This is a genomic window from Streptomyces sp. NPDC057302 (genome assembly GCF_042667685.1).
In the GTDB taxonomy this organism is placed as follows: domain Bacteria; phylum Actinomycetota; class Actinomycetes; order Streptomycetales; family Streptomycetaceae; genus Streptomyces.
Window position 1 is genome coordinate 25979 of record NZ_JBHUZJ010000007.1, and the last position, 26053, is coordinate 52031.

The 26053-nt window shown below is 65.9% G+C and carries 28 protein-coding genes; 14 read left to right on the plus strand and 14 right to left on the minus strand.

Annotation, left to right across the window (positions count from 1 at the left end; translation table 11 throughout):
- Positions 1-10 precede the first annotated feature (10 nt).
- Both ACFUPX_RS07595 and ACFUPX_RS07600 read right to left on the minus strand, forming a co-directional pair.
- Positions 11-1282 (minus strand): MFS transporter, encoded by a 1272-nt coding sequence (locus ACFUPX_RS07595; protein WP_383317596.1) that lies wholly within the window; start codon positions 1280-1282, stop codon positions 11-13.
- Positions 1283-1677: 395 nt separating this feature from the next.
- Positions 1678-1977: an SH3 domain-containing protein gene (locus ACFUPX_RS07600; RefSeq protein ID WP_383317599.1), complete on the minus strand. Its 300-nt coding sequence runs from the start codon at positions 1975-1977 to the stop codon at positions 1678-1680.
- Between the two features lie 724 nt (positions 1978-2701).
- Here ACFUPX_RS07600 and ACFUPX_RS07605 point away from each other — a divergent pair.
- The 3 genes from ACFUPX_RS07605 (at position 2702) to ACFUPX_RS07615 (ending at position 4910) form a co-directional block, all read left to right on the plus strand.
- A complete protein-coding gene (locus ACFUPX_RS07605) occupies positions 2702-3265 on the plus strand; it encodes a DNA-binding protein (protein ID WP_383317602.1) in 564 nt (187 codons plus the stop codon).
- 310 nt (positions 3266-3575) lie between these two features.
- Positions 3576-4304, plus strand: coding sequence for a hypothetical protein (locus ACFUPX_RS07610; protein WP_383317605.1), 729 nt, complete (start codon positions 3576-3578; stop codon positions 4302-4304).
- A gap of 36 nt (positions 4305-4340) precedes the next feature.
- Complete coding sequence (locus ACFUPX_RS07615) at positions 4341-4910, plus strand: hypothetical protein (RefSeq protein WP_383317608.1); 570 nt, start codon at positions 4341-4343, stop codon at positions 4908-4910.
- Between the two features lie 60 nt (positions 4911-4970).
- Here ACFUPX_RS07615 and ACFUPX_RS07620 read toward each other — a convergent pair whose 3' ends face one another.
- The 5 genes from ACFUPX_RS07620 to ACFUPX_RS07640 form a co-directional block, all read right to left on the minus strand.
- Entirely contained in the window at positions 4971-5462 is a 492-nt protein-coding gene (locus tag ACFUPX_RS07620; protein ID WP_383317611.1) for a hypothetical protein, read from the minus strand.
- A 103-nt stretch (positions 5463-5565) separates the two neighbouring features.
- Positions 5566-8778 carry a hypothetical protein gene (locus tag ACFUPX_RS07625; protein ID WP_383317614.1) on the minus strand — a complete coding sequence of 1071 codons (3213 nt, stop codon included), beginning with the start codon at positions 8776-8778 and terminating at the stop codon, positions 5566-5568.
- A 44-nt stretch (positions 8779-8822) separates the two neighbouring features.
- Positions 8823-11000: a hypothetical protein gene (locus ACFUPX_RS07630; RefSeq protein ID WP_383317617.1), complete on the minus strand. Its 2178-nt coding sequence runs from the start codon at positions 10998-11000 to the stop codon at positions 8823-8825.
- Positions 11001-11169: 169 nt separating this feature from the next.
- A complete protein-coding gene (locus ACFUPX_RS07635) occupies positions 11170-12048 on the minus strand; it encodes a hypothetical protein (protein WP_383317621.1) in 879 nt (292 codons plus the stop codon).
- 216 nt (positions 12049-12264) lie between these two features.
- Positions 12265-12702: a hypothetical protein gene (locus ACFUPX_RS07640; protein WP_383317625.1), complete on the minus strand. Its 438-nt coding sequence runs from the start codon at positions 12700-12702 to the stop codon at positions 12265-12267.
- Between the two features lie 146 nt (positions 12703-12848).
- Here ACFUPX_RS07640 and ACFUPX_RS07645 point away from each other — a divergent pair, with 146 nt between their 5' ends.
- Positions 12849-13136, plus strand: coding sequence for a hypothetical protein (locus ACFUPX_RS07645; protein ID WP_383317627.1), 288 nt, complete (start codon positions 12849-12851; stop codon positions 13134-13136).
- 62 nt (positions 13137-13198) lie between these two features.
- On the opposite strand, the gene ACFUPX_RS07650 is transcribed toward ACFUPX_RS07645, so the two are convergent.
- The 4 genes from ACFUPX_RS07650 to ACFUPX_RS07665 all read right to left on the minus strand — a co-directional run bounded on the left by ACFUPX_RS07650 (position 13199) and on the right by ACFUPX_RS07665 (position 17237).
- Positions 13199-15859 carry a DNA topoisomerase gene (locus ACFUPX_RS07650; RefSeq protein ID WP_383317630.1) on the minus strand — a complete coding sequence of 887 codons (2661 nt, stop codon included), beginning with the start codon at positions 15857-15859 and terminating at the stop codon, positions 13199-13201.
- Positions 15860-15979: 120 nt separating this feature from the next.
- Entirely contained in the window at positions 15980-16159 is a 180-nt protein-coding gene (locus ACFUPX_RS07655) for a hypothetical protein (RefSeq protein WP_383317632.1), read from the minus strand.
- Between the two features lie 324 nt (positions 16160-16483).
- Entirely contained in the window at positions 16484-17008 is a 525-nt protein-coding gene (locus tag ACFUPX_RS07660) for a hypothetical protein (RefSeq protein WP_383317634.1), read from the minus strand.
- Between the two features lie 19 nt (positions 17009-17027).
- Positions 17028-17237: a hypothetical protein gene (locus tag ACFUPX_RS07665; protein ID WP_383317637.1), complete on the minus strand. Its 210-nt coding sequence runs from the start codon at positions 17235-17237 to the stop codon at positions 17028-17030.
- A 90-nt stretch (positions 17238-17327) separates the two neighbouring features.
- Here ACFUPX_RS07665 and ACFUPX_RS07670 point away from each other — a divergent pair, with 90 nt between their 5' ends.
- Together ACFUPX_RS07670 and ACFUPX_RS07675 are read left to right on the plus strand one after the other, a co-directional pair.
- On the plus strand, positions 17328-17510 hold the full coding sequence (locus ACFUPX_RS07670; protein ID WP_383317640.1) for a hypothetical protein: 183 nt from the start codon (positions 17328-17330) through the stop codon (positions 17508-17510).
- A 15-nt stretch (positions 17511-17525) separates the two neighbouring features.
- Positions 17526-18623, plus strand: coding sequence for an ATP-dependent DNA ligase (locus tag ACFUPX_RS07675; protein WP_383317643.1), 1098 nt, complete (start codon positions 17526-17528; stop codon positions 18621-18623).
- Positions 18624-18853: 230 nt separating this feature from the next.
- Here the strand turns inward: ACFUPX_RS07675 and ACFUPX_RS07680 are convergent, their stop codons facing one another.
- The 3 genes from ACFUPX_RS07680 to ACFUPX_RS07690 form a co-directional block, all read right to left on the minus strand.
- On the minus strand, positions 18854-20026 hold the full coding sequence (locus tag ACFUPX_RS07680; RefSeq protein ID WP_383317644.1) for a hypothetical protein: 1173 nt from the start codon (positions 20024-20026) through the stop codon (positions 18854-18856).
- Entirely contained in the window at positions 20023-20430 is a 408-nt protein-coding gene (locus tag ACFUPX_RS07685; protein ID WP_383317647.1) for a hypothetical protein, read from the minus strand. The genes ACFUPX_RS07680 and ACFUPX_RS07685 overlap by 4 nt, the downstream gene beginning before the upstream one ends.
- Positions 20431-20726: 296 nt before the next feature.
- Positions 20727-21428: a hypothetical protein gene (locus ACFUPX_RS07690; protein WP_383317650.1), complete on the minus strand. Its 702-nt coding sequence runs from the start codon at positions 21426-21428 to the stop codon at positions 20727-20729.
- Between the two features lie 512 nt (positions 21429-21940).
- On the opposite strand from ACFUPX_RS07690, the gene ACFUPX_RS07695 reads away from it, so the two are divergent.
- From ACFUPX_RS07695 to ACFUPX_RS07730, 8 genes are all read left to right on the plus strand, one after another.
- Complete coding sequence (locus tag ACFUPX_RS07695; protein ID WP_383317653.1) at positions 21941-22147, plus strand: hypothetical protein; 207 nt, start codon at positions 21941-21943, stop codon at positions 22145-22147.
- 30 nt (positions 22148-22177) lie between these two features.
- Entirely contained in the window at positions 22178-22627 is a 450-nt protein-coding gene (locus tag ACFUPX_RS07700; RefSeq protein ID WP_383317656.1) for a homing endonuclease associated repeat-containing protein, read from the plus strand.
- Positions 22628-22704: 77 nt separating this feature from the next.
- Positions 22705-23304, plus strand: a complete 600-nt coding sequence (locus ACFUPX_RS07705; RefSeq protein ID WP_383317659.1) for a hypothetical protein — start codon at positions 22705-22707, stop codon at positions 23302-23304.
- A 72-nt stretch (positions 23305-23376) separates the two neighbouring features.
- Positions 23377-23835: a hypothetical protein gene (locus tag ACFUPX_RS07710; protein ID WP_383317662.1), complete on the plus strand. Its 459-nt coding sequence runs from the start codon at positions 23377-23379 to the stop codon at positions 23833-23835.
- Between the two features lie 344 nt (positions 23836-24179).
- Positions 24180-24344, plus strand: coding sequence for a hypothetical protein (locus ACFUPX_RS07715; protein WP_383317665.1), 165 nt, complete (start codon positions 24180-24182; stop codon positions 24342-24344).
- 4 nt (positions 24345-24348) lie between these two features.
- Positions 24349-24687 carry a hypothetical protein gene (locus ACFUPX_RS07720; protein ID WP_383317668.1) on the plus strand — a complete coding sequence of 113 codons (339 nt, stop codon included), beginning with the start codon at positions 24349-24351 and terminating at the stop codon, positions 24685-24687.
- Positions 24688-24881: 194 nt separating this feature from the next.
- Positions 24882-25475 (plus strand): hypothetical protein, encoded by a 594-nt coding sequence (locus ACFUPX_RS07725; protein WP_383317670.1) that lies wholly within the window; start codon positions 24882-24884, stop codon positions 25473-25475.
- A gap of 309 nt (positions 25476-25784) precedes the next feature.
- Complete coding sequence (locus tag ACFUPX_RS07730) at positions 25785-26009, plus strand: hypothetical protein (RefSeq protein ID WP_383317673.1); 225 nt, start codon at positions 25785-25787, stop codon at positions 26007-26009.
- Positions 26010-26053 lie beyond the last annotated feature (44 nt).

Below are 26053 nucleotides of genomic sequence, written 5' to 3' on the forward strand. Positions count from 1 at the left end.
GGCTCGGCGGTCAGGATGCGGCGGACGCCGGCGTGACGGGAGCGGCGGCAGCCGGTCGGTGGTGGGTGAGTGCGATGAGCGGCAGGCACAGGAGGGCACCGAGCGCGCCTGCGGTGAAGGTGGTGAGCCCGGCAAGGCTGTCGCCGCCAGCCGCCAGTGAAGCGGTCGCGAGGACGGGCGCGATGATCACGGGAATGGCGAGGCTCGTGCCCCAAATGCCGGCGTACAGGCCGCGGGAGTGGTCAGGGGAGATCTTGTTGAGGACATCGGACGCGGCGATGAAGAAAGCGATCTCGCCGGGCATCGCGGCGGCGACGGCGAGGCTGTAGCCAAGGGTGGTGTCGGCGAGTCCGGCACTCCCCATGCCCACGCCGAGAAGGAGGGTACTGGCGGCGAGGGTCCCGACCATGGGGCGCGATACGCCGCAGCGTCGGCTCAGCCACGGGGTGAGCACTGGGGTGAGCGCGATCACGGTTCCGGCATTGGCCACCTGCGTCCACCCGTAGGAGCTGGCGCTGAGACCGTCCTCCTCCATCAGCAGCGGCAGTGCTGTGAACATCCCCGCCGCGCAGGTCAGGCCTGCGGTGCTGGCGATCAGCAATAGCCACAGACGTGTGTCGCCCAGGGCCGCGCGTACCGGGGTGCTGCTGGTGGTTTGATTCGTCCTGGTTGGTGTGTCGGCGTCCAGGTAGCGATGAGCTATCAGCGCGCAGGCGCCGCACGCGACGGCGTTGAACCAGAACAGGGCCTCGAAGCCGAGGTGTACGGCCAGGAGGCCGCCTGCCGCGCCAGTGATTGCCGCTCCGATATTCACCGCCCCGTGGCGCCATCCGTTGGCGGCTGCACGCTGTGCGTCATCGGTGATGGCGTCGGCGATGGCAGCCGTCACGACCGGGCGCGGCGCGTCGTAGACAATGCCCACGATCAATGCTCCGGCGCCCACTGCGGCGAATGCGTGAGCCTGAGCCATCATCGGCAGGCACACGGCGGCGGTCGCCATACTCGTCACCAGAGTGCGGCGGCGGCCGAGGCGGTCGGTGGCCCACCCGGTGAGCAACTGCCCGATGAGCCAACCGACACCGAAGATGGCCAGGGCGTGGCCGACCGTCTGGGTGGTGTAGCCCAGGTCCTTGAGGCGGTAGCTGAGGAACGGGTACGCGAAGCCGAGACTGCGCGCGATGAGCGTGATGAGGAGCAGCGCCCAGATGACGGGCGGCCAGGGCCTTTGCGCTGATGATTCGTGGTCCGTGACGGGTGCGGCGGGTATGACGGTGGCTGACACGGGCGCTCCAGGGAATGCGGATGAGAGACGTTCCTGGTGGGCGGCCGGCGTCAACGGTTCTGGGCGCCGGACGGGATGGGGGGCACCGCCCTCGGGCAGGCGGTGCCCGGGCCGCGCAGGGGATGGCGGCGGGCGACCATTCGGGGACGAACGGTGAGCTGGCTGCGCCTGACGCCTAGCCGACGAGCGGAGGGGCTGTCAGCCAGGGGTTGTGAGGGCTTGGGATCCTGGGCTGGCCCGGGCAGACAGCTCGACGGGCCAGTGGCGGTAGAGGCTGTGGACCCAGCCCTTGATGCGCCCGACATGCCGGGAACGAGGGCGGCGGGAATCGAGAGAGGTAGGCACAACGGCCTTCGCGGTGAGAGGGGAAGGGGGTGTGCTGAGAGGCAGCGCGGTCATCCGCCCAGTTGGTAGAGGCCGTCGCTGCGGACCCAGCCCCGTGTGTTCGACTTGGCGGACAGCGATGTGTAGTCCCATTTGCCGCGACTGCACAGGATGTTGAGGCGGTCGCCGTTGTAGAGGTAGCCGCGGCTCGCGTAACCGGAGGACGGGCCGGAGCGCAGGTTCCACACGTTCTTCTTCACCTTGCCTGAGGCGTTGCTCCAGTTGACAGTGCACTTGCTGTGCTCGCCGACGGCATGGGCGGCGGGGGCCGTGGTGACGGCCAGTCCGGCGGTCACCGACAGAGCAAGCATGGCCGTGGCGGCAAGTCGAGCCGGAACACGAAGTCGCATGGGATCCCTTCAATTCATGAGGTGGAGACATGGGTGACGGGGCGAGACGCTGCACCGGCCGCACGGGGTGCGGGCGGGCTTGCGCATCGGGTCGCACGGGCCGCTGCCAGTGCACGGACGCTGGGCGCGGCTGTCCGAGGCATCGGCGGTTCTATGCGGCCTTCCTCCGGCGTGCGACCGAGGCCTGAGTTGTCGTCATGGCATCGCGCCGCAAGGGAATGGATGCAGCGACAGTGGCTTCGACCTGAATGGCCTCCATCGGAATCGGGCGAAGCGAGACTGCGCGAGACGCGGCAGTGGAGAATCGCACTCGACTCGCATCAGCGGAAGAGTCCCGCCCGAACATGTTGCCCGCCTTATATAGATTGAACCGAGTGCCTCTTGCGGTCTATCTAAACACGACTCTGAATGCCATTCAATAGGCGTTCGACTGCGACTCGGTGAGCGTCGCTACGAGGGACATCTGCGGTACGGCTGCCACGGCAAGGCCGACCTGAACCGGTTCGCCAGGGTGCGCCTCTACTGGGGCCTGTCCTCGACCCGAGGGGCGCGGAGGTCGCCACTCCCGGGACCCGTCGTACGTCTACTTGGCGACGGCTCAGGACTATGTGACAACTCGCCCGGGGGCCGCACCGAGCACGCCTATGATCGATGCATGCCGTCGCCCCTTCCCACGTCCCTTGCTGTGTCCGACGCCATCACCCACTACCGCCAACTGCGCGAGCTGACCATCGATGAGCTGGCCTACGTGCTCCGGATGCTCGATCACCCGATATCAGCCGATGCCCTCGCGGAGATGGAGCGATGCGCTCGCCCCGTGACCGTCGACGACCTCGTCGCGATCTCCTATGCGCTCGACGCGACCCCCGCGGTTCTGCTGTCGCACATTCCCATCGACATGCCGGAACCCGAGGGGCCCCTGGCCACCGGGCTCCCCGGCGATGTCGACCAGTCCGAGCTCCGCGCCTGGCTTGAGGGGAAGACCATGCTCGACCATGAGTCGCGGGTGGGCTGGTGGAAAGAGCGGGTCGCCCGCCTCAGGGTCCGGTCGGCGCACCACGAGGAACAGCTGCAGGGCGCGTACGCGGAGCTGTGCGAGCTCGGTGACCTGGCGCTCCAGGAAGCAGACGCCCCGCCCGTGCAGCGTCTTCAGTGGCGCATCCAGGACGGCGAGCACGCGCTCAACCAGTCTGAAGTTGCACTGGCGCTGACTGAGCATCGACTCGACAACCTCCGAGGAGGCGCCTGACAGGCTGAGTTCTGGTCAGTCAAAGTCCCCCTGCCATAGGCGATTTTGACTGGCCTTCAGTCATTAGGTGGTACATCCGGTACATCAATCTGCAACACTGGCAGTGTGCTTGTGAATGCCTTCGCAAGTGCTGACATACGAGAAGCAAGCTCGGAAGTTGGTCAGGTAGCCCTCAAGGGGGCCAGTCGTGGCTCCCGGGCGTGGTCGGGATCCGGGTCTAGGGGACGCACTGTGGAGCCGAGACGCCGGTCCCTGTGAAGAGGGCACCACCTGGACACGCAGGACTGAACGAGAGAAAGCGGGGGCGATCATGACTGAGGATCAGCCTTGGTTACCTGAGCGGCCGACACAGGGCCATGCAACAGCTTCACAGGCCGTGCCGCCGCGACCGCAGGTTCCGCCCATTGCCGCGGCCGAGCAGTGGGCCGCCGGGTTCCACCAGACGCATCACCGCGAGCCGACGATGTCCGAGTACCAGGCCGCCGTTCATGCCGGACTGATCGCTCCCGAGCGCCGGCCATCGAGAACTCTGGAGCCAAGGAGTTCCTCAGCAACGGCGTTGCCCCCGCCGCGCGGAGCGCCGCGCGCTCGATGCAGCGAGCACCTCGCGTCCGGGACTGGCCAAGCTGAGGGGGCTGGCCACCTTCATCCTTCCCGCCGCGGCGTTCCTGGCTTCCTGGCAATCATCTCCCTGTTCATGCCGGTCGCTTCAGACATGGGCTTCTCGGTCAACTACTTCAGCGACGAGGCCGGAGGCGAGGGTGGCTTCCTGCTCTTCATCATGCTTGTGACCATCGCCGCCTCCGTCGTGGCAGTCATCCGCAAGGCGCACTGGTCCCGCATCACCGCCGCAGTTGTGGGCATCGTCGCTGGCTCCGGGGCCATGGGCTCCGCCAGCGGCACCCGCTACGCCTCCGTCGGGGCGGGCGTGGTGCTCCTGGCGCTGCTGTCGGTCGTGATGCTGGCTGCTGCAGTCTGCATCCTACTGTCGCCGCGTCAGACGCCTGCGATTCCGCCAGCCCAGCCTCTACAGAGCTGACCCACAACTCTCCAGAACAAGCGAAGGAAGAACACCATGAACTCCACCAGGACCGTTGTTGCGACACGGACCAGGACCGCCGTGTCCGCCGCGGCCCTGGCCGCGGGCGTTCTCATACTCACCGCCTGCAGCGGGAGCAGCGATGCTGCTTCCTCGCAGAGCCCCAGCAGCAGCCAGGCCTCCAGCTTCGACGGTGCCTACATCTCCATCACCGACGGGGCGCGCGGCGGCATCGCCGCAATCAACGGCCACAAGATCACGTACATCACCGTCACCGCTGGCGACCAGCAGTGCCAGCTGACCACGAAGGCCCTCGGCGACATCAAGCACGGTTCGATCGTCAAGGACGGCAAGACCGACAAGGATCAGTACCAGGTTCTCTCGACCGGCACGATCAACGACAGCCGGACCAGTGTGCTCTGGGGCGACGTCAACGGCTCCGACCAGACAGGCACTGACCCGGGATCCGGCTCGATCTCGATGTCGCACAGCATGATCACGCTCGGGTACACCTTCGCCTACTCGATCGACCAGGTTCAGCTCATCCCCGCCGACAGCGACCAGGCGAAGGCATTGATGGCCAAGGACTGCAGCCAGCACAGATGATTGCCGCACCACCCAGGCAGCACAGAACCCCGTGGATATCACGTCCACGGGGTTCTGTGTTTACTCTGACGCCTGCTTCTGGAGCTGCTGCGCCCGGTACTCCTCAATCGTCTCCGGTGGCCGGCCGCACTTCGGCGCGTGCTGCTCGACGAACTCCAGCTCAGCCCATGCTGCCGACTGCCGGATCCTCGACCGGGCGACCACGACGAACAGCGTGGCACTGATGGCGGAGTTGAGCAGACACCACCCAGCCAGCAACGCCGTCAGCGCCACAGGCAGACCGTCCTCGATCGCCATGGTGGCCAGAACGACCAAGCCTGCGCTGTTCCCCAAGAGGCCGGCCACGCACCTCTCGAACGTGCCGGACATGCGCGCCAGAGTCCGCGGCTTGTCGCGGTGCCGCACAGCGCGCTTCACCTCGCCGATGAACACCGCGGTGGCCACGGCCGCCGCGGTGTTCAATGACAGGTCGCGGATCCCGGTGATCCACCATCGCGCCGAGCACCACCAGCCGCGCGGGAACTCGCCGCGAAGCCTTGATCCGAGCCTCATGCTCTTTCCCTTCTCCTCCTGCCGCGTAAAAGACGACGCACCTGGTGAGGACGATCGCAATGGTCGTTCTCACCAGGTGCGTCAGCCCTCCACGCTCGCCCGATCAGTCCTGCGGCTTCTCGCGCCGGCCCTGGCCAAGACCACCGGCCGGCCGCTGCTGCGGCTCCGGAGTCTCCACGCTCTGAGGGGCGGGATCGGCAACCCGGCGCCGTCGGGGACGAGGACGCGGAACCCGAGCCTGCCGCGGCGAAGGAGCCGGTGCAGGCGCCGACGTCGCTGCCTGAGTCCGAGCACCAGGCGCAGCCGGAGTCTGACTCGAAACCGGAGCGGCCACGGGACGAGGAGCGGACGTTCCGGCTCCCAGCTGCCTCGGAGGCGGGGTGCCCTGAGCGACGCGCGTAGGATGCATGCTCGGCGCGGCCGGCTGCCCAGAAGCGGGAACAGGAACGGGACCAGAAGTAGCTCCACCGCTGAAGCCCTGCGGCGCAGCCTGCTGGTTGCTGCCCGGCTGGCTCTGCGCACCCTGGGCACCCGTGCCGAACTGCGTCGGGTCCGTCTGACCGATGACAGCCTCTCCGCTGGCCTGCCCCTGAGCGCCACCGCGAGTGCTTGGCGGCTCCGTGCGCGAGGCCAGAACCTCGCCAGGGATGACCTTGTTGCCGTCCGAGGTGTACCCGAGGTTCGACAGGCCGCCCTGATTGCTCAGATCCTGGGCCGTCTGCTTGTCCGAGTGCGAGCTGCCCGCTCCGACACTGGTCAGCTGCAGCGGACCGCCCTTGTCGTCGGGACCGTCGCCTGGGCCAGATGCGCCCAGAGCACCAGCAGGACCGCCGCCGCCGGAGCCACCGCCACCAGGACCACCGTCCAGCGCTGGACTGTTCGGACCGCCCGGGCCACCCTCGCCGCCACCCTCGAGGGCCAGCGTGGTGTCGCCGTTCGTGCCGCCGGCATTCGTCGACGCCGTCTTGGCCGCAGGTTTGCCCGTGCTCGGAGACGCCGGGCCGCTGGTCTTGCTGTTGAACCCGTTGGCGAGCTTGTTGCCCATGGCCATACCCGCGCCGGCCCCTGCACCTGCGGCCAGAGCAGGCATCAGCCCACCCTTGTCCAGCTTCGGCGCGGTGTTGGTCTCCAGGAACTTGTCCACGAGCTTGGTGACCACCTCGTCCATCGCCTGCAGCACCGTCTTGCGGACCCGCAGCAGAGCGAAGGTGATGCCCATGATCAGCAGCGACGAGATGAGCGTCAGGATCACCACGATGATCCCGCCGAGCACAGCGCTGCCCCACAGGCCGCCCGGGCTCATGAAGCTCGACACGGGCCCGGCCATGATGTCCGGGACCGAGATCAGGAACTCTGAGACGAACTGGTAGATGAACAGCGTGACGAGGACCTCCAGGATCAGCGCCATGGAGTAGACGATCACTTTGGCGATCGCCTGCAGCGCGCCCAGCGTCGCGAACGGCACGGCGGCCACCAAGCCGAAGATCCGCTTAACCGAGCCAGCCAGCATGCCGATGGCGTACCAGAAGCCGAGCAGGACGATGGAACCCAGGACCGTGGCTGCGTTGGACCAGTACATGAACTTCGCTGGCCCCGTACCCACCTGGCTGACGGCCATGTGGTTCTCGCGGGTGAAGCCGGACGTGGCGTTGTTCGAGCTGTACAGGTTCAGCGAGCTGGGGCTGAACCCGGTGTTGAGGTAGTTGTACGCCGCCAGGGGAGACAGGTTGCACGAGGAGGGCGTCTTGCCCACCGCGAAGCCGCAGTTGCTCTGCGTCCCGGTGGTCGTGAAGACCGTCGAGTCCTTGCCGGCACGAGAGGAGGTCAGGCCCGCGCCGTCGGTCGAGATCACCGGGTGATCCACCGGTTTCGGCCCCTTCTCCTCACCGAACTGCTCTACGTCGCCGTAGCTGTTCTTGTCGACGAACCAGCTCTTCTTGACGTCCGCGCTCTCGTCCAGCTGCGTGATGGAGCTCTTGATCCCAGACTCGAAGTCGGAGGCTGCTACCTCGCTGCTGGCGATGTACTTGCCGATGATCCCGAAGGTCGAAAACACCGCCTTGAAGTCGTCCGAGGCACCGCCGCCGGTGACGGAGACCGTGCCGTCCTTCCACGCCGCCTCGGCGTCGTTGGCCTTCGTTCCGATATTGATGCCGTTGAACGTCGCCCCATGAGACTGCTGGTTGATCGCCAGCGCACTCGTGCGCACCGACATCATCGCGTCCGGGCTTGCCTGGTCGCCCTTCCACGAAACAGTGGCCTGGTCTGGGATCCCCAGACGGTCGTTCATCATCCACGCCTCGAAGTCGACATAGGTGCTCAGCACGACGCGCGTCGGGCCGGCGTGCTGACCAAGAACGGAATCGTCGAACTTTCCGAGCACGCTGGAGTACATCGACCCGACGAGTGGCAGGCCGACGCCGATGAAGACGACGCGCACGATGAGCTTCTTGATCGCCGAGCCCCGGTCCATCTTCTTGAACATGACCAGGCTGATGAGTAGGACGCCGATGAAGATCGGCACGAGCGCCTGCCACGAGATATCGACGAGCAGGCCGTACCAGCCGCTGATCCAGTGCTGCAGACCCGAGAGCGCGCCGCCTCCGGTATCACCTCCCGTCATACCCTCGGCAAAAGTCGGATTGACCGCCGCGATAGCGCTGTAGAACCACGTGAAGGGGTTGATGAGCTTCAGGAACTGGATGATGACGTAGAACAGCGTCCCGACCGCCAGCGCCAAGGCGTAGAGGGTCCAGATGATCGACCCCCCGATCACACTCACGAGCTGGCCGCCGATGCCCGAGGACATCGTGTCCAGGCCAAGGTCGCTGTTGGCCGCCCCGAAGTGCGCGTAGTCCAGCATGCCCGAGTACTTCGCGTTGTCCTTGTCGTCTTTCGCTGCCAAGGTCTCGTACGTGACGGTCTGCGAGGACCCCGAGACCGCGGCGAAAAACCAGCCCACGATGTTGCCCTGGCTGAACTCCACGTCGGCGTAGCCGAGCATGGAACCGCCCGAAGCAGGACTGCTCGTGATCGGCTTCCAACTCTCGTGCATGCCCTTGTCGGTCTGCGGCGAGTTCTCCTCGCTGAAGTACGAGCTCGCGTTCGAGGCCAGCTGGTAGAGGCTGTAGTTGTCGCGCTCCTTCTTATCGTCCGCGGACGCCGACGAAGAGGTCGCCATCAAGAAGGCCGGCACGAGCAGCGCCGCCAGGAGCACGAGGGCAAGTCCGCGCGCCAGCCTGCCCGGGCGGGTTACACCACCGCCGTGGCCGGCCCCGGCACGCAGCCTCGCCACCGCCGTGACCGTCCCGTTCATCGTCTCGCCGCCGCTCCTCGCCCTCGTATCAGTGCTGACCCCGCTCATGCCTTGACCAGCTTCTTCGGCCTGGGCTTCGTCGCTGGCTGCGTCGCGCCGTCCGAGGGTTGCTGCAGACCCTTCTTGCCGTCGTTGCGTTTGCTCGCGTCGCCCGGGCCCGCGTCAGCCTCACCGTCGCCACCCTCGCTGTGCTTCCGGATGCTGGTGAGGTTCGCGCCCGGTGCCGGCTCGTCGTGCATGATCGCGTCCATTCGCGCCGCCTCTTCGGCCCTGGCCGCCTCCAGACGGACCTGCCTGCGCTGGGCCTCGCGGTAGGGGTTGACCCCCAGTGCCAGATCCAGGTGGAAGACCACGTTGGAGACGCCCCGGCGCAGGTACGTGAGGTTCTCGCCCTTGGTCGTGATGAGCTGGGCGAGATCCGGCGGAATCCGCCGGTGCAGCTGCTTCTGGTACTCCACCACCGTGCCGTCGCGCATCGGGCCGAAGAGCGTGTAGTCCGCAGCATCGAACTTGCTGAAGTCGCTGTCGGCCAGCATCTTGTCGACGTCGTTGTAGCTGTAGACCACCCGGCCGCCGCGCTCGTGCATATGGTCGAACTGGTCCTTGATGTACTTCTTCACCCGGTCGTCGATGCGCTCGGTCCCGTGGATGATCACCGTGTCGCCGAGCCCCAGCTTGCCGACGGCGAAGCCGACGATGTTCACCAGCTGCGCCATCGCCACGCCCCTGCCGCGGCGCACGAGCCGCGAGAAGTCGTAGACCACGCGCCGCGAATCCCGGACCCCGTCCACGGCCGAGGCCGTGTGGTTGTTGAACAGGTCGCCGTTGGTGCTCAGCATTGCGTTGGCGATGCCCCTGAGCACGTTGTAGGCGCGCAGCTGGTCCGGGTCGGTCTTGCTGGAGTTCAGCAGTGCCTTGTGCGCGGTTGCCAAGTAGGAGACGAACATCTGAAGACGCGGCACCTGGGTGTGCGGGATGTTCACCACGCGCAGGCGGTGACGCTGCTCCTTGGCGTTGTGCCGCCACATGCCCTGCTCGATGTAGAAGTCGGTCGCGGTGTCTTCGAGGGCGCTGCGGATGATCGAGCCGATCGCTCCGTCGCTGGTCTCGTAGAGCTGCTCGAACATCAGCTTGAGCTTCTCCATCTGAGCGGAGAAGACCGTCAGCTCGTCCTCCTCCTCGCCGAACATCTCGAACATGTTCACGTCGCCCTGATTCAGGTCCACGCGCGAGGTGAGCCGCTCGAACTTCGGGCCGAGCTTGTCGAGGTTCGCTCCGTCGAGGATGAGGTGGACGACTTGGCCGTTGCTCAACAGTGCGGCCTGCGAGATCTTCGAGCACCACATGTTGGCCACCCGCTGGCGTTCCAAGTACTCGCTGAGCGTGGCGTCGGCGACGATCGCGTGGTGGTCGTAGGCGTTGACGTCCATGAGCACGGCGCTGTTGTTGACGTCGCCGACCATGTAGCCGACGTACTCGCCGCCTGGGTCGTTGAGGCCATTAGTCACCAGCGAGTACGAGCCGGCCAGCTCGGTCGAGGTGAAGTGGAAGCCCTTACCCTTCTTCTTCTCGGTGTTCTTCCACAGGCCCGAGAGCTCCTGGCGCTGCTCGCCGGCGTAGGGCGCAGCCTTCAGCGTGCCGAATCGGTCGATGTACAAACGCGTGACCCGGTCGATCGTGTCGTCCAGGGTCGCCAGATCAGGGGCCTTGAGGAAGAGCCGATTGTGCACCGAGAGGTAGCTCGCACCGTCCTGGATCTCGCCGATCGTGATCCCGAGGTCACCGGAGATCTTCGCGGCCTTGCGCTTGGAGGAGGTCGTGCCCGTCTCCTCCTGCTCGTTCGCATCCAGCTGGTCCAGCTTCTCCGACTGCTTGGTGTACGAGTCGATCCACTTCTCATCCATCCGCTTGACCTGCTCAAGCACGACGGCGGTGACCCGCTCGTCCAGGCCGTCCGGGATCCGGTCGATACCCCAGAAGGCGCCGAAGTTGTCGTGCGCGGCGTCGTCGTGGAAGTACGCCAGGATGCAGGCGACCGAGCCGTCGACCTCGAAGTAGTCGGAGCGGAAGAGGTACTTCTCCTTCGGCTTCAGCGCGAGCAGGTGAGGGTAGGCGTCGAACGTGCCCTGGAGGTGCTTCACCTCCAGGCGGCGCTGCCACCAGTTCTTTTTCGGCTCGGCGGCCTCATCGGCGCCGCCGTCCGCCGGCGTAGCGTCCTGCACGCCCTTAGCCTGAGAAGCACCGTCCGCGCGCGGATCATCGACCACAAGCTCCGCGGTCTCATTCGTCTCGTCAGGCTTCTTTCCCGGAATGCCGAGCTGTGCCCGGACTTTCGTCATCAGCGCCATGGATGTCCTTCGTTCCTCGTCGTGGTGGTTGGCCTGGCGCTGGTCAGTTCAGCGACGCCTTGAGATCGAGCAGTTCGTCGTCGATGCCCTGGTAGAAGACCCGGAGCATCGGCAGGGACTCCTCGCGGTCGAGCATCGTGGCTTCCTTGATCATCAGAGTTGAGCCGCCGACCTCGGCCTGGAGGACCTGGTGCCCCTTGCGCAGTGCGTCGGCGTTCTTGCCCTTGAGCAGCAGGTACTGGTGGATCGAGGTGAACTTCCCGCCCACGTGCTGCGTGAGAATGTCGTACTGCTCGTTCTGCAGCTCGATCAGATCGGGATCGCGGACCTGCAGGGCCTGGTTTCGCCGTTCCAGGTTCGCCACCTGGTGGTAGACCCGCTGGGGCGCCTTCATTGTGACGAAGCTGTGCTCGCAGGCCGTCTCGACCTTGCGCCAGAAAGAGTCGACCCGGTCGAGGATCCGGACCCGGTCCTCGTCGAAGACCAGATAGCTTGCCGAGCCGACGACCAGATAGACCTGGCCTTCACCGCCGTCGGAGAAGCGGATCAGCCCGTCCTCGTCGATCCCGTCGATGCCGACGATCGAGTAGAAGTCCGTGGGGTTCGAGCTGCGGCGCGTAAGGACGTGACGGGCCTTCCGGGGCAAATAGGCAAGGAAGGCCGGCACCCGCATGATGCGCAGCTCCTTCGTCTTCATCAGCCCGCCGAAGTAGGCGATCGCCGACAGTCCCCAGAGGACGAAGAACGTGATGGAGACTGGGCCCGAGCTCGCGACGAACGTCGCCGTGCTGAACCACAGCAGGGCGAGGATGCCACCGCCGAAGAAGAGCAGCTGCTTGATCGGGGAGGGCTTGGCCGCCCAACCTCCCTTGCTCAGCGTGATCTCGTGGTCGAGGAAGCTCCTGTTCAGAGAACTCGGCACCTTATAGGACGGTTTCGCCATGAATCTCTCATCTCCCCCTGCGACCTCAATGGCCATTGCTCGGTCTATCAAGAAGCCCTCATGTGTGAGGTGAGTAGATGGCATACTATCTCAGATGGGTCATTCGAATCGAAAAGAAAGAGGCTTCAATAGCGACTCTCGATGACTCGGACTAGCGGGTCCGAGTCATCGGGAGTCGCCTGAGCGGCTGACAGGTCAGTCGCGCCGCGGGCGCAGAGACGCTCGGCCCATCACTACCGCCTCGAAGCGCGGAACGTCGTCGCCCAGGTCGAGCACGGCCATCGCATCGGCTGAGCCGTCCCGGTCGAAGATCTCCTGACGGACCGGCATCCCATCGAGCAGTGCCTGCTCCCAGTGCCGGAAGCAGTCGCGCCCGGCGGCGCACAGCGTCTCCTTGGCCGGATCGAGCACCGAGAGCACCCGCGCGGCGTGCACCCGCTGCGCCTCGCGCGCATGCGCCAAGCCGTCGGGGTGCCAGCCACTGCCGTCGCCGAGCCGCTGGATCAACCCCGGGACCGCCAGCGCCTCGTGGGCGAGCACGACATCAGGGCTTGCCCCGGCACCCAGAAGGCCCGCTGCCTGCTCGTTCGTGGGCAGCTCAGCCTCCCACCACGTCAGGCCCGGAATCCGCACGCACCGGTCGATACTCGCGAGCCCCTGCCAGCCGGCCGACGGAGTGCCGATCGGCGCGCACGAGACTGGAGCGGGGAGAGGCGCCAGGTGCGGTCCCATCCAGAAGACCCGGAGCCGTTGCGCGACAAGGTGTCGATTACGTCGTAGTGCTCGTGGTTGCCCAACACGACGTGCAGGCGCACGCCCAGCAGGGCGAGCTGCTCGTTCAAAGCCTCCAGAGCCCGGATTGGATCTCGCTGCGCGTGCCGCGCCAGATCATCCCGAACTCGCCCCGCTGCACCAACGAGTTGCAGCCTCTCGACGTCGGCGTCACCACTGCGTCCTGCAAGAACCGGGCGTCGCCAATGGACATCGCCGATCAGGCCCACCTGATCTCCCAGCTGCACTATGTCGTTCATCGTCCTCATCACATCCTTCTGCTGTCGCTGTCGTGAAAAGGCAGCAGCGGGCCCCGAGGTCCGGGACCCGCTGCTGCTCGTCATTGCTCGTTCGGGCGTCAGCTGAACGACGGCACGATCTTCTTCTTGCCGCCCTCTTCCTTCCAGGAGACGGCGGCATCGAACGTCTTACCCTTGGCCGAGACGAAGCCCTTGCCCTGGATAGTCTTGCCGGCCGCCAGATCACGCCTTTGCGCATCGGTAAAAGTCACCTGGCACCAGGACCGCGGCGGCTCGTCGCCAAAGCCGAAATCAGGGACGACCTTCTTCGCCTTCGCGTCCCAGCTGACCTTGCAGCCGAAGGTCTTGCCGGTCCGCGCGCTGACAAAGCCGTCGATCTCCAGCGCCTGGCCCGCCAGGAGCGCCGTGACTTCCGCCGGCGTAAACGTCCGGCTGGACCACTCCGTCGGCTTGTCCGGCACCTCCAACTGGAACCCGATGAACTTGCGGCCCTTGAAGTCGCCGACGCCGAGGGCTCCGGTGGCTCTGTAAGGCTTGTCCGCCTTGTTCGTGGCCTCGAACGAGATCGTCTCGCCCGCCAGCAGCTTCGCCACCTCGTCATCGCTGAGCTCGTGGCCCGACCAGATCTTCTTGAAGGCGACCTTCTGCGGCCCGCCCGGAGCGGCCTGCCACACACCCTCGGCGCGCGCAGCGACCACCTGCTCCTTCAGGCCCAGCTCGGCGCGCATGGACGCAGCGTTCCTCGTCATCGTGACGATGTCCTCGCGCACCCAGTCGGCGACGACGGCCAGGCGCTCCTCGGCCGTCGCCGTCCCGGCGGCGATGTCACGCATGTCGGCGTAGACCTTCTCGGTGAGCCCGAGGTCGCCGATGCGCGTGCCCGGCAGGAGCCACCAGCTCATCTCGCCGGCCTGCGCGAGCCTGAGCTTCCGGCCCTTCTCCGTCAGCAGCGGGTACTTCGCCTTGTCGTTGGTGACCTCCGAGTACGTCGAGGTGCGCGTCGCGCCCGTGCCCACGTCGCGCTTCTCCAACTGCTTCATCAGCCACTTCATCGTCGGATGCTCGGGGCGCTTGTTCGCGCCCTCGAAGATGAACGGCTCCGCGGTCTGGCCCAGGCCCTTGCCGGACTCGTTCTCGTCGCCCTCGGCCGTGTCGTCGCCGGCGTCCGGATCGAACACAGCCCGCCAGCCGGGGCTCTTGGGCACGTTGGCGATGCCGACGAAGTCCGGGTACTTCTCCACGTGGCCCTTCTGCTGCTCGTAGAGGTAGTCCTGGGCGAGCATGGCCAGGTAGTTCTTCGCGAGCATCTCGTAGATGAGCCGCCCGGCCTTGCCGTACTTGTGCTCGACCTCTTCCAGCGAAGAAGGCACCTTTAGGCCCGGACGGTTCGCGCCGTGAGCGCCCTGGGCCTTCACATGCGCGGAACGAGGCTGGCGGTGCGTCAGAAGCCCAGCGTCGACGCCGACCACCGAAGCGATCTTGTCGACCAGCGGCGCGAGGTCCTTGAACTGCTCGGGCGTGATCGTCTTGTCCTCGGTGCGCGGGTACGAGACAACCTGGTCCTCATACATCTTCTGGTAGGTCGAGAGCGTCAGGCTCGCCTTCACGCCCTTGCCGACGAGCATCGAAGACAGGGAGGCAAGGTCGAGCAACTTCGGCGGCGCGGTCCTCTTGTCCGCCTTGCCGTTCAGGGCGACAGGCGAGGGGCCGTACTGCCGCGGCACCTGGCCCTTCTGATCGAACCGCAGCTCGCCCGGGTTGGTGTACATGACGTCGTTCTCGTCGCGGAAGCGGTTCTGGAAGAACGGCTTCTTGACGTACGCGTCGTAGGCCCTCTGCTGGTCGCCGACGAGAGAGACCATCGCCGACTTCAGCCGGCCCTGGCGCAGCACCAGGTCCTGGCCGGACTGGCGGCCCATCGCCGTTGCGATACGGGTGAACTGCATCGAGAGGAAGTCCCACTGCGAGCGGTACAGCGCCTTGCGGTAGTCGCCCTCGTCCTGCATGGACTTCACCGGCCGGCGCTGTTCGAACGCCTTCTGGATCGACGCCTTCGACTCATCGGTGAACTCCATGCGGCTGAACTTCTTGCCGTGGAAGCCGAGTTCGTCGATCGCCTCCCAGAAGAGGAAGTCGCCCTCGCCGGACGGATCCAGGTCCGTGGCGATGACGATCTCGGCACCGCGGCCGAGCGCCGCACGTAGAGCCTTGATGACGTCTGCGACGTTCTTCTGCGGCTCACGCTTCCACGTCAGGTCCTCCGGATTCCACGGCAGGCTGCCCAGGTCCCACTTCTGATAGGCATCCGCGAGCGAGGAGTCCACCATCGCGTGCGGCTGGGCGAACTCGTAGAGATGGCCCCGCAGGCTCGCCACCTCGTAGGCGGTGCCCTTGTAACTGCCCTTCGTCCCACCGAGGGCGCTGGCCATGTTCCTCGCTGCACTCGGCTTCTCTGCCACCACGATAGCGACCATGTCGACTCCTTCTCGCCATTGAATCGGAAGCGAGTGCGAGTCTACTTGACAAGGGTGGCCGAATGGGAATGGAGAGGTGATTGAAAGAGCTTTGAATGATGCGAGGGTCATGCAGAGAAAGCCAGCGCTGGCACGCTGTTCGAGTAATCGCCGCTCGAGGTGGCCGTCAGGCGCGGTTTCGATCGTGCCGTCGTCGGCGCGGCGAGCCGCGTAGAGCGTCGCCCCGGACATGGCGTTGGCGATGTCCATCGCCGCGACCCGGTCTTCCGGGACGGCCTTGTACATCTGCCAGGCGCGGGTCTGCCATGGCGCCGTCGGGGGCACCCTTTCCGCGCGTGACCTTGCGGTCGACGTACCGGGAGGCGGCCGCGGTGATCGTGCGACTCGGGCTCATGGGGTGAGCCGCTACCAGCCCATGCAGTACGGGCGCGAGAGGGGCGTGATGGCGGCCGCGCGGGTCTTTGACTCTTCCTTGCGGGCGTGCCAGTCGAAGACGACTCGGCGGGGTCCGTCGAGGATCGTGTCGTGGAGGGCGAGCTGGGTTGCGCGGTAGCCGGCTGCAGCGAGCTCTGTGAGGCCGATCATGTCCGCCCATTTCAGGAGATCTTGCTGACAGGGGTAGCCGCTATGGGGCCTTTGCCGCAAATTCTCCGCCGGGATTGATCTTCAGCGGGAGATCCTTGATCTCTGGGCGCTCGGCACCGTTCTATGTGCTTCTGCTACATTTCGTCGCTCCCCGGGCGTCCGGTCGTCGCGCGGGGACTCCTCAGCGGGCCATGAGCATGCCCGCTGAGGGCCGGGAGGGACGCCGACGGCTACGTCGAGGCGGCCTTCGGACGGTGCGGGCATGTATGCCCGCAGCCGTTGGCGTCCACCGGTCCGGCCCGGTGCCTGGCGCGAAGCCTCGGGCTAGCCGGTGCCGAGGGTCACCCAGAAGATCACAGCCAGGATGAGCAGGGCGGCCAGTACCCCGAACATCGAGTACAGGGCGTACCGCTTCCGGTCCAGGACTGCCGCGTTCTTAGCCATGCCCTCTTTTGCATCTGCGAGCAGCTCCGCCATGCACTCGTTCATTGTGCGAGACGTGCATGGACAGCTCGCCTGCTGCCCTTCCCAAGGAGCCCGCCAGTTCGTGATCTTCCAACTCGACGGCAGCGAGATGTAGAGAGCCACAGCCATGCAGTGCCCCAGGGCGATGAGCAGCAGAATGACCATCCATGGGCTGAGGCGCCCGCGCTCAGACGCACCGAAGGCGAACACGATCGCCGCTCCCAGAAAGACGATCTCCAGCAGCGCGAACGATCGGTCGCGGAGATGAGTCAGGACTGTCACCTGGAGATCTCGATGCCGTGCCGCGAGCTCCAGGGCCAACGTGAGACGTGGGTCCGGCTCGTCCGTTGGGCGGCAACGGAAGGGGTTGCGCATGTTGATCATCTACTTCGCTGTACGGCCGCTATGCCGCTTCGTAGTGGTGCGCGCGCCCGCCCCGCCACTGCACCCACGCCGGGTCGTCGAGCAGCTCCTCCGCGTCCGGCAGTCCGGCCCGGCGGAGAAACTCGATCACGTCGGCATCCGAGTGGGCGAGGCCCAGGATCTGCCCGCGTGCGGTCACCCGTCGGCCACGCGTGCGGGACGGCGGATGCACGTCTATCGGCGCGACCATGCTTCCAGCATGCGGCGCAGGTGAGTAACCCGCAGCCCGACCGGCATCGCCCGAGTCGCGAGGAAGAGTGCGAGCCCTTAGACCGGATGTATGAGCGACAACGGAGCGCGGATCTTCAAGCCTGGGGAGATCGTCCCCGAGTCAGGGATCTACGAGTGCGAGTGCGGGCAACACCACCGGTACAGCACCGACGTGCGCGGCCACCGCTTTCCGCCACCGCACGAGGGGTGCACGGGTACCGGATGGAAGCTCGTGACCGTCGCGCACGACTGACGCGGGACGAACACGATGGTGCTGCGCCCGCCCGTCGAGCCGATGTTGGCGCAGGCCCGCGAGGCGCTGCCTTCGCCCGGTGCGCTCCCCGGGGATCTGGTCTTTCAGCCGAAGTGGGACGGGTTCCGGTCGGTCATCTTCACGCCGGACTCGTCGCCCGGTCTGGTGCTCCTGCAATCTCGCCGCGGCGCCTTCCTGCAGGACCGGTTCCCGGACCTGGTGCGCGCCGCCGCTCACCTGCCCGACGGGTGGGTCCTCGACTGCGAGCTCATCGTCACGGACCAGGGCGCCATGTCGTTCGAAGGTCTGCAGCGGCGCGCGGCTGCCCGCGGCCGTACCGCCGCCCGGCTCGCCGACATCCTGCCCGCTCACGCCGTGGTCTTCGACGTCCTCCAGGCGGACGGGCAGGAGCTGCTCACAACGCCGTACGCCGAGCGTCGCGCTCGAATCGAGGGGCTTTTCTCCGCGTGTCAGCTGGCGGCACCCTGGACGTTGTGTCCGGAGACGACCGACACCGCGTTGGCGCGCGAGTGGTTCACGACGTGGACTGATGTGCCTGGCATCGAGGGCCTGGTGGTGCGGGGCAGTCGCCAGCGCTATCTGCCCGGGGCCCGTGCGCTGATCAAGGTGCGTCGCCGGGATTCGGCGGAGGCGATCATCGGTGCCATCACCGGTACACCGGACCATCCCCGGGGCCTGGTGCTGGGGCGCTTTGACGAGGCCGGCGTGCTGCGGGCCGTGGGCCGCAGCACGCCACTGCGGGGCGACGCTTCCCGGCGTGTGGCCGCCCGGCTGACCCCGGCCGGGCAGGGTCGGGGGCATCCGTGGGAGGGCGTGCGGTTCACTGCGTCGTGGGGGTCCCGCACGCCGCTCGATGTCGTCCTGGTGGAGCCCGAGTTGGTGGCCGAGATCGAGGTCGACACCGCCCAGGAGCGGGGAGCGTGGCGGCACCCGGTACGCCTTGCCAGGCTGCGCCCCGACATCTCCACTGGGGACGTGCCGCCCTTCGGGGCGGTGGCCCGACCCGGCAGGCCCTCATCAGGAGCTGTTCGCCGACATCGCCGTGGGACGCCGACGCGACCTCACCGTAGACCGCCCGTGGAGGGACCCTGAGCTCGAAGGGCTCATCCTCGGCGGTACACGTCATCTACCGGCGGAGCGCACCTACCAGGGCCCAGCGACCATCAGTTGAGCCTTTTCACTTCCCGATCCTCCGCACGTACACCGACGCCGCCGAGTTCGACGCCGGCACCGTACGCCCGCCGGGCCGCGGAGGCCCAGACCTCTGCCGCACGTCTTGCGGCGCTGCCGGGCGGGGAAGAGCTTCTCCTTGCTTGTCGTGGTCATCGAATCGGCCGTCCTTCCCGCTCGCGTTCAAGCTTCAACTGCTTCCTGGTCGCCTCCCGGGCCTTGTCCCGGAGGTAGATCGCCTCCTTGTGCGTGATCGGCGCGTCGTGGAGGTTGTGTGAGCCCCGCAAGAAGTTCTCCGTACGGTCGGCGATGGAGTACGCCAGCGCCTGCTCGACCACCGCGCTGGTCTGGCGCACCTCGCCCAGCTCGTTGCGCAGCTTGCGCAGCAGCCCGTCCCGCTCGCGTTCAGCGGCCTCGATGTTCGCCAGGCGTGCCACCACGCTGCCCAGCAGTGGGTCGCGGGAGCGGAACAGCTCGACGGCGCGCTCGGTGGCAGGATCGGCATCAAGGTGCAGGTCGAGCTGCGCCAGCAGGAGCGCTGTCACCAGCGTGCCCTGGCTCAGCCGCTGGCTGAACTCCCGAGCAGCGCTGTCGCGCACGCCCAGTTCACGGACTGCGGCTGCTCGCAGCTGCTCCCGCAGTGCGTTCATGATGATCTCGGGCAGCGCCTTGATGTGCGGCTGGCTCTGCACGCCGGCGAGCCGGAAGCCCGACTGGGGGAGAGTGGCGGCTGCGTCGGTGGTGCTACCCGTGCCCCCCTTCGAGGCCGCACTCTGTACGGCGTCCTGATGGTCGGTGAGCTGGAGCGAGCCGGGCGTCACGTGCACGGGGTCATCCGGTGTGGCGACGACGTCGTGGGAAGTGACTTCCGCCGCGACAGCGTCCTCGACGTCCGGCTGTGCCCCGGGAGCCGGAACAGCATCAACTGCGGGGCCCGTCGGCACACCGCCCGGGAGTACCCCGTCTGCGGCGTTCTGTTCACCGCCGGCACCACCGCGCTGATTGGATCCGCCGGCCCGCTCGGAGTCGCCGGCGTTGGGCTCGTGGTCCGGCTCCAGGTTCGGGCGATCCGCTTCGGTGTCTACGTCGGGATCAGCCTGCGGGCCTTCAACCTCGAGTTGAGAGTCGACGTCGACGACCTCATCAAGCTGCGCCTTCGGCTCGGGGGTTGCCACCTCAGGCTCAGGCTGTGCCGCCTGGGCCTGGACGCGCCTCAGCTCTTCGCTTCCACCGCGCCGGTAGGCGTCGAGGAAGGAGGTGTCCACCTCCATCACCTCGTCGGTGGGCGTAGCCGCTTCCAGTATCTCTGTGAAGTCCCGGCTCATCCGAGCTCACCGTCCTCGTCATCCAGGAGGTAGTTGTCGCCGCGGGTGAGACCGATGAGGGAATCGAAGCCTGTGGTGACGACGCGTTCGAGGTTCGCCGAGTTCTTCGCCAGTGCCGCGACCTGGTCGACCAGCTCGTTGAGCCGCGCGATCTCCAGGGTCGGCAGGTCGTAGTCGAGGTTCTCACGCCGGATCTTCTCGACCACCGCCTCGGCCACGTACTCGTTCACGGAGGAGAACCCGCGCTTGTCAGCCCAGTACTTCGCGCGCTGCTTGTCGTCCGGATTCAGCCGGACGAACATGCCCTGACGGTCACTACTGCTGCTCTGCGTGGCGCCCGGTGTCTTCTTCTTCGTGCCACGTACAGGCTGCGTCGACTTCTCTAAATCCTGTGTGACGGTCATGCTTGGCTTCTCCCTTCCTTATTTGCCTAATCTACGAGATCATCTTTTCAATGCTACTGGATAAGCCATCTGAACTCTTTGCGCTTCCGATCGAATGCCAGTAGAGTCGCAGTCGCGCCCACTCAGTCCCCCTGCCGGCGCATTGCCGCAGCAGGTCGCCCTGCTCGATTCCTTTCCTCTCGGGCGGGGTCACCTGCTGCGGACCACGCCCACCATCGCGTGACGGCGAGAAGAGAAGAGGTCCGGTGCGACGCATCGTCCGCACCGGGCCCTTCTTCTGTCTGATGGACTTCCGCTCAGGAGTCGGGCATGGGAGTCGGCGTCGCGTTTGTCGTGCAGTCGGCGAGCCCCTGGGTGAACCTCGGCGACCGCCAGATCGCCTTGTCGTTGTCGCTGGGCAGATGCTCGACGACTGACCCAGCGCCAAGGCGTGCGCCGCCTGCGAAGAAGTGCAACGCCTCCTGGCTGAAGCCCGCATTGTGCGCCAAGTTCGACAGGCACTGGCCGGCCGCCGCATAGGTCTTCTTCTGACCCTCGTCGCGGGCGTAGGAGGAGAACATCGAGACCAGGCCCTTGGTGAGCTCGATGGGTGAGTTGACCGGCTGATCCGCGCGGACCGGGTAGGCCGGCTTCAGGTTCGGCTTGCCAGCTACAGGCTTCGCGGCTGCCTTCGGTGGCGCGTAGCTCTGAGCCTTGGGGCTGCGGCCGTTCGGAAGCGCAGCCTTGTCGATGCACGCGTCGAAGTCCTCGCGCAGTGACCGCGAGGCCAGGAGTGCAGCGTCGTCCTCGCTCACCTTGTTCAGTCCATCGATAACTGCACCCATGTCGTCGCTGTCGGCCTTGACGATGTGGTCCAGTGCTCCCTCCGGCATTCCCGCCTTCCGCGCTGCTCTCGTCAGGCAGACCTCGCCATCCTTGCTGGAACTCTCAGTGCCCTGGAGGGCGAGCTTGTCCAGCGCCTCGCCGAGGGTCACATCGGTGACCTTGACGGTGCTCACGGTCGGACTCGGCGCAGACGGCGCCTGGGTTGTGCTGTCGTCGCCGCTGGAGCATCCGGCGAGCAGAACGCCCGCGGCCACAGCGAGCGCTACGGGCGCGGGCGCAGCCTTCCTCGTTCTCCAGGTCTTCATCGCTTCTCACTTCGCCTCTCCTGTCACCGTCCAGTCCGATTGGATCGACTGGTCTTCGGGGGCATCTTATCGAAACGCCTATTGAATGACAGTCTGTGGTGAGTCAGAATGCCACGAGATAGGGGGTGCAGAGGGACCGCCGAGCAGGGCTCGGGCGCGCAGGATGCCTGCGGATCTGTTTGGCGCTTGGGGATCAACGAAGTTGATCCGGAGGGCTCTGTGACACCTCGTGCGCATGTCGGCTGCGGGCGGCTCCCTGTCGGGCGGCTGTTCGCGGCTTCTCATATCACCTCGCGAAGGGCTGCTCGACATGACTGCTCTTGCTTCTGTTCGGGCCACCACCGACGTCGATCTGCTGACGCTCACGCTGCACGTGAGCGATGACCAGAAGACCTGGCGCCCGATCGTCTCGAGGGTGGAGCCCGGTCTACGTCGACAAGCAGGCCGCCGCCTGGCTCAAGGAACGGCCGTACCTCGCCGTCGAGATGGACGGCTCGACCTGCTGCGGCCAGTTCCCTCGGGCCTTCAACCCGGTGTTCGCGTCCATCACCCGCGACCAGCAGCTCGTGCAGGTGCACACGCTCTGACGCGCGCCCGCCAGAAGGAGAGCACCAGCCATGACTATGCATGCTGCGCACGTCCCCGCGCCCATGAAGCCCGGTCCGGTCGTCTACACCGACCGGCAGCTCCTCTGCGTGCTCGTCCGCCTGGCGCAAGGGGAGAGCACCCTCGGGCGTCGCACGTTCGAGCAGCGCCGCAGGGAGGCCGACCCGTCGGCTCCGCTCTACGAGCGCCGCTTCGGCAGCTGGAACCGTGCGATAGAGCTCGCGGGCCTCGACGCGGTCGCACAGCCCGAACAGCTGCAGCATGCGACGACGAAGTGGACCCAGGAGCAGCTCATCGCCGCGATCCGTCGGTGTCTGCTGGAAACAGGATCCGCGACGCTGGCGGCCTACCAGGCCTGGCGCACGGATCCGGCGAATCCGAAGTCTGATGTCCCGCCGGCCACCACCATCCGCTTCCGGATGGGGAGTTGGTCGCGGGCCACAGACCTGGCTTGCGGCTGAAATCCATAGGCATCTGCGACACCGTTCGATCCCCGAATGGGGCGCTGAACCGCAAGGATCTGGAAAGGGGAACTGCTATGGCAACCGTAAAGCGGCCTCTCACGGGCCTCCGCGTACGAGTCCATATGAAGGGTGAGGCCGTGTATGGGCTCGTCAGAGTCCGCTACGGGGATGGTCACAAGCACGATGGTCATTACGAGGTGGAGCGTGTCTCGGCATCCCCGATTCTGGTTCCGTTCGGGGATGCCGAACCGGGACCGAACGCCGATCAGATTCCGCCTGGGGTGGAATTTCCGGATCGTCGTGTGACCTATCGCCCGCTGTTCGCTGAGCCGGGAGTTAAGGAGACAACTGCCAGGGTCTCTGGTGCAAACGTTATCTTCCCTGGAAGCATGGAAAAGCTCCGGGAACTGATCGCGCTTGTCCAATCAGGATGGACTGTGCACTGGACCAGTCACGAGGCCAATGAGTTCCGGGGGCAACTGAGAGTTGCCGAAGTCAGTGCATCCGAGGTGAGGGTGAATCCGACCAAGGGATCGCCGAGCCGGTACACATGGCCATTGGAAGGTGACGATTTCACCATCGAGAGTACTGCCATCACCAGGTACAAGGCTGACCATGCGTACACCGGCGGTCGAGCGTCCACGCTGACGCTGCGGTTCGAAGCATCGCGCTAACCAGCAGTCCTAGAGAGACATCAAGGTCTCCTAGTCCGGTGCCAGTCCAGCTAAGGAAGGAATCCGCACCGCATGGCCAATTCCCGACGGGATCGGATCACCACAGTCGAGGGGCGGCAAGGGACCTTGGCGCGCGGCCAGTCACCGACCCGTCACGAGTCGCACCTGGAGCCGGTGAATCTGACCAAGCCGTACGTCTACGGGCAGAGCGATCCGGTATCCCGGCCGGTGGTGCCGGAGGTCAAGCAGCGTAAGCGGCGCAGCGCCCGGGACGTCGTCAAGTCCGTGCTGTCGCGGACGACGCACATGGCCGAGCGGCCCACCGAGCGCTCGGAGGGTGAGCCGACGGTGCGGGAGCAGCTGACGTACGCGCGCATCGTGATCGACGACATACTCCTCGACCTGGACGCCGGTGATGTGAAGGAGCAAGACCCCCGGTCCCTGCTGCGGACGGTCGAGGACATCTACGCCCAGGTGTTGGGCGTCGAGGTGATCGAGGTCGAGGATGCGAGCGCGTCTGCAAAAGGGTGAGCTTCAGTTCCGAATGAAGGTCCGTGAGTAAAAGAGGCGGAATTTCAGTCAGGTGTTTGTTGTGCACGTCAATGGAACGCGCACGCCCATCGGCGGGGAGAAATGAACGTGGCGAACAAGAAGACCGAGACCGGACAACGAGCTGGAGACGATGTCAGGTATTCGGCGTTCAGCGGGGAGGTTTGGCCGATTGGTGAGCCTATCACTCATGCGGAGGACTCAGCAGAAATGCTGGCGGAGAACGGGACGCTGGTGCGGGTCAGGCCGAATTACACGTGCCGACCAGTCAGAGTTTCCTCACGGTGGTCCGGTCGCCGTTCTCCTTTGAGGTGTGAGTAAAGCGTGTGATCCGCGACGATGCGGGCCTGGTCGAATTCGCCTGGAAAACCGAAAGCGCACCGTGGCAGATGACAGGCGCGTTCAAGGCGAGCGAACTGCACAAGGTGCATTTCTGTGAGTGTGTCGCACGCAAGGGAAATAACGGAATTCAGGAAAAGGGCGGGGTGTAATTCAATGACGAAGATTACCGAGCTGGGCATGGATGACGACCTTCCCGGTGCGCGATGGGCCCGCGAGGCGAAGGCGCAGATGATCACGGATGGTGCGGAGCCAAGCATCCACCGGTTCGAGCGGCTGCCGTCCTACGAGGGCTACGCCGGTATGTGCACGTGCGGGTTCCGGACACCGCAGCCCTCGTACGAGCACATGGGCGACCTGACCAGGCTGATCTGGGAGCACCTGGAGCGGGACGTCTTCCCGCCGGTCGATGAGGCCCTGCTGCTGAAGGAAGCCCAGTTGATCAAACTCGGCGACCTGATCGGCTACCACCGCCTGGTCGAGGCGACCGAATAGCACGGCATCCGGTACGTGGGCTGGCTCGTCGCCGGGACGCGCGGATCGATGTGCCTTAAGGGCGGCGCGGAGTTCGGCGCCTTCCAGGGCTCGTGGATCAAGTTCAGCAACGAGAAGCAGGAGGGCTGAACATGGCAGTCGTCGGCTACACGTATGCACACGACAACCTTTGCTCCTCCTGCACGATCGGACGGATGCGAGCGAAGGGCATCAAGGTCGCCCGCAGCGGCGAGCAGGACGAGGCCATCCGACGGGCCGCCGAGCGGGTCGGAGTCGACTACAGCGACGAGCGTTCCTACGACTCCGGCGACTTCCCGAAGACGATCACCAGCCAGCAGGCCCGCACGGAGCTGACCGAGCTGCCGGACGGAGAGCGCGGCGAGATCGAAGACGAGAAGTGCGACCGGTGCGGGAAGTGGATGAAGCTCGGGGAGAAGTCGCCGACCGAGGCCGGTCTGACCCGCTGGGTCCGCGACGACTACGAGCTGCCGCAGGCCCTGGTCCGAGAGATCGCCAGGAAGTTGCGCGAGTGGGGCCTGCCGCACCCGGAGTTCATCACGGAGGACAACGTCCGCCAGGCCGCCGCGATGCTCCCGCATGACTACGCCACAGTGCACGCCGAGCGCAACCTGCAACGCATCGAGCTGCGGCGCACCCCCGAGTGCGACGACGACCCGTGCTTCTACTGCGAGCAGCCGTACGAGAAGCACACGTTCGTCTGTGAGACGTGCGGCACGAACGTTCCGGCCGACATCAAGCACTCCCACCAGGTCCCGGTCAAGGGTTAGCTCAGGTTCCGCACGATCAACAAGTGAGGGAACTAAGAATGGACGATCTGGTATTCGGAGACCCCCCGGCTCCGCGGAAGACCAATCCCGTATACGAGGCTGTAGTCGAAAGCGCTACGCAAGCGGCCCCGCGAATGGGCCAGGGTGGGCGCATTCCCGTCGGCACCCATGATGGCCAGCAACATCAAGCGCGGCAGGCCGAAGGCATTCGAGCCCGCCGGCGCATTCGATGCGGTATCGCGCAAGGTGGAGTACGAGACGGTTCTGCGTGCAATACGTCGGTGAAGCGAAAGGCGCGGAGGAACCGTCGTGATTCTGCTGATGGGCCGCTTTGATTCCGGCGGCAATCTCGTCATCGAGTCGTCGGGCCAATTCCTCGACGCCCACCCGCAAGCCGAAATCGATGCTCTGGTTGCCGAGAAGGTCGGTGGCGACCCCAATGGGTGGGCGTATTCATACCTGGTGGAATCGCACAGCCGGGCTGTAGATGAGGCGTACCAAGAGGTCTTCAGGGACGTCGATGACGAGAATTAAACCGTCATCGACAATGTCTGGGGCGTCCAGGTCGACGACTGAAA

Excerpts from the sequence above, each read along its gene's own strand:
- ACFUPX_RS07680 (WP_383317644.1), bottom strand. The coding sequence starts at position 20,026 with ATGAGCCGGGACTTCACAGAGATACTGGAAGCGGCTACGCCCACCGAC.
- ACFUPX_RS07685 (WP_383317647.1), bottom strand. The coding sequence starts at position 20,430 with ATGACCGTCACACAGGATTTAGAGAAGTCGACGCAGCCTGTACGTGGC.
- ACFUPX_RS07670 (WP_383317640.1), top strand. The coding sequence starts at position 17,328 with ATGAGCGACAACGGAGCGCGGATCTTCAAGCCTGGGGAGATCGTCCCC.
- ACFUPX_RS07705 (WP_383317659.1), top strand. The coding sequence starts at position 22,705 with ATGGCAACCGTAAAGCGGCCTCTCACGGGCCTCCGCGTACGAGTCCAT.
- ACFUPX_RS07665 (WP_383317637.1), bottom strand. The coding sequence starts at position 17,237 with ATGGTCGCGCCGATAGACGTGCATCCGCCGTCCCGCACGCGTGGCCGA.
- ACFUPX_RS07600 (WP_383317599.1), bottom strand. The coding sequence starts at position 1,977 with ATGCTTGCTCTGTCGGTGACCGCCGGACTGGCCGTCACCACGGCCCCC.
- ACFUPX_RS07725 (WP_383317670.1), top strand. The coding sequence starts at position 24,882 with ATGCGAGCGAAGGGCATCAAGGTCGCCCGCAGCGGCGAGCAGGACGAG.
- ACFUPX_RS07610 (WP_383317605.1), top strand. The coding sequence starts at position 3,576 with ATGACTGAGGATCAGCCTTGGTTACCTGAGCGGCCGACACAGGGCCAT.
- ACFUPX_RS07660 (WP_383317634.1), bottom strand. The coding sequence starts at position 17,008 with ATGATCAACATGCGCAACCCCTTCCGTTGCCGCCCAACGGACGAGCCG.
- ACFUPX_RS07700 (WP_383317656.1), top strand. The coding sequence starts at position 22,178 with ATGACTATGCATGCTGCGCACGTCCCCGCGCCCATGAAGCCCGGTCCG.
- ACFUPX_RS07675 (WP_383317643.1), top strand. The coding sequence starts at position 17,526 with ATGGTGCTGCGCCCGCCCGTCGAGCCGATGTTGGCGCAGGCCCGCGAG.
- ACFUPX_RS07650 (WP_383317630.1), bottom strand. The coding sequence starts at position 15,859 with ATGTACAAGGCCGTCCCGGAAGACCGGGTCGCGGCGATGGACATCGCC.
- ACFUPX_RS07625 (WP_383317614.1), bottom strand. The coding sequence starts at position 8,778 with ATGAACGGGACGGTCACGGCGGTGGCGAGGCTGCGTGCCGGGGCCGGC.
- ACFUPX_RS07620 (WP_383317611.1), bottom strand. The coding sequence starts at position 5,462 with ATGAGGCTCGGATCAAGGCTTCGCGGCGAGTTCCCGCGCGGCTGGTGG.
- ACFUPX_RS07615 (WP_383317608.1), top strand. The coding sequence starts at position 4,341 with ATGAACTCCACCAGGACCGTTGTTGCGACACGGACCAGGACCGCCGTG.
- ACFUPX_RS07695 (WP_383317653.1), top strand. The coding sequence starts at position 21,941 with ATGACCAGAAGACCTGGCGCCCGATCGTCTCGAGGGTGGAGCCCGGTC.
- ACFUPX_RS07710 (WP_383317662.1), top strand. The coding sequence starts at position 23,377 with ATGGCCAATTCCCGACGGGATCGGATCACCACAGTCGAGGGGCGGCAA.
- ACFUPX_RS07655 (WP_383317632.1), bottom strand. The coding sequence starts at position 16,159 with ATGATCGGCCTCACAGAGCTCGCTGCAGCCGGCTACCGCGCAACCCAG.
- ACFUPX_RS07720 (WP_383317668.1), top strand. The coding sequence starts at position 24,349 with ATGACGAAGATTACCGAGCTGGGCATGGATGACGACCTTCCCGGTGCG.